1 pseudogene is annotated in these 2176 nt (G+C 67.8%); it reads left to right on the top strand.

The window, feature by feature from the left end:
- Nucleotides 1-2176, top strand: a pseudogene (locus EOA22_RS31285) (calcium-binding protein); the annotation flags it as partial.

Genomic DNA, 2176 nt, shown 5'->3' with positions numbered 1-2176 from the left:
GGCACGACCTATGCCTTCCAGGGCACCAATCCGACCTCGACGGTCAGCGTCGGCGCGGTCGGTGCGGAACGCACCATCACCAATGTCGCCGCGGGGCGGATCAGCTCGACGTCGACCGACGCCCTCAACGGCTCGCAGCTCGCCGCCACCAACCAGGCCGTCGATGCCATCGGCACCACCGTCAACAATCTTGGCGCTGGCGTGACCAATCTCGGCAACATTGTCAACAACATCGCCGGCGACACCTCGACCGCCTACACCGACGCCAACGGCATCGGCATCCGCTACGCTCGCACTAACGAGGCCGGACTGGCGCAGACCGATTCCTTCGCACAAGGTGTCGGCTCCACCGCTGTCGGCTACCAGGCGACCGCGACCGGGGTCAGCGCGCTGGCGCTCGGCCGCGCCAGCAACGCCAGCATCGACGGCAGCGTGGCGCTGGGCTCGGGTTCGATCTCCAATCGCGCGATCGCTCCGGCTACCGGCCAGATCGCAGCCGGTCCGTCGAACTTCATCCAGTTCAACACGACCGACAAGGCGCTGCTCGGCGCGGTTTCGGTCGGCGACGTCAACTCCTACCGGCAGATCACCAATGTGGCCGACGGCACGCAGGACCAGGACGCGGTGACGGTGCGCCAGCTCGCCGGCGCCATCGCTGCCGTGTCGGTCACCTCGACGAAATACTTCCATGCCAATTCGGCGGCGGGCGACTCGCTGGCGGTCGGCGCGGAGTCGGTCGCGGTCGGTCCGACGACCGTCGTCAACGGCGACAACGGCATCGGCATCGGCAACGGCGCCATCGTCGACCAGACAGCACCCGGCGGAACGGCCATCGGCCAGAACGCGCATGTGCTGCTGGCCGACGGCCTGGCGCTCGGCACCAATTCGACCGCCTCCGGCATCCAGTCGGTGGCGCTCGGCGCCGGCGCCCAAAGCACCTTCATCAACAGCGTCGCGCTTGGTGCGCAGTCCATCACCACGGTCGGCGCACAAACGAACTACGCGGCCTATGGGCTTGCTGGCGCGCAGACCTCGGTCGGCGAGGTGTCGATCGGCGCCGCCGGGGCCGAACGCAAGCTGACCAATGTCGCGGCGGGCTCGGCCGACACCGACGGCGTCAACGTCTCGCAGTTGCGCGGCGTGACGAAAAACGTCACCGACCTGTTCGGCGGCGTTACCACGATCAATCCCGACGGCTCGATCACCGGCCCGACCTACACTATCCAGGGCAACAACTACTCGACCGTCTATGACGGCCTGACGGCCGTCGACAATGCCCTGACCACCATCAGCAATGGCGGCGGCATCAAATACTTCCACGCCAATTCGACGCTGGCCGACAGCATCGCCGGCGGCACCAACGCGGTGGCGATCGGGCCGGAAAGCGTGGCGAGCGGCGCCGAGAGCGTGGCTGCGGGCCATGGCTCGACGGCTACCGGGGCGGGCGCCGTCGCGCTCGGCCAGGGTGCGCAGGCCAACAACGCCAACGATGTGGCGCTCGGCTCCGGCTCGGTGACGCAGACAGCCGTCGGCACCTCCAGCACCGTCATCGGCGGCAAGACCTACACCTTCGCCGGAACGACTCCGACCGGAACCGTCAGCGTCGGCGATGCCGGCGCCGAGCGGACGATCACCAACGTCGCCGCCGGGCGCGTCGATGCCGGCAGCACGGATGCGATCAACGGCTCGCAGCTCTACGCCACCAACACGGCGATCGAGGATTTGAAAGCCGGCGTCGGAAACCTCACCCAGAACGCGGTGACCTATGACGCCCCGGGCGGCGTCAAGTCGAACACCATCACGCTGCAGGGTGGCGACGTCAACGCGCCGGTCGTCATCTCCAATGTCGGCCCCGGCGTCAAAGGGACCGATGCGGTCAATGTCGAACAGATGAACCAGGGCCTGACCGCCGGCAAGAGCTATACGGACAACCGCGTGGCTTACGCTATCGATACGTCCAACGACTACACCGACAAGGTAGCCGCCACGACCCTGCAGCAGGCCAACGACTATACCGACCAGAAGCTCGGCCAGCTCAATTCGGACATCAACGGCATCCGCGACGAGGCCCGGCAGGCGGCCGCGATAGGCCTCGCCGCCGCCTCGCTGCGCTACGACGACCGGCCCGGAAAGCTGAGCGTCGCGGCGGGTGGCGGCCTCTGGCGCGACGCTCAGC

The sequence above is a fragment of the Mesorhizobium sp. M7A.F.Ca.US.014.04.1.1 genome, assembly GCF_003998745.1.
Lineage (GTDB): Bacteria > Pseudomonadota > Alphaproteobacteria > Rhizobiales > Rhizobiaceae > Mesorhizobium > Mesorhizobium ciceri.
Note: the sequence above shows the minus strand (reverse complement) of the source record. Positions and strands in the feature narration are given on the sequence as shown.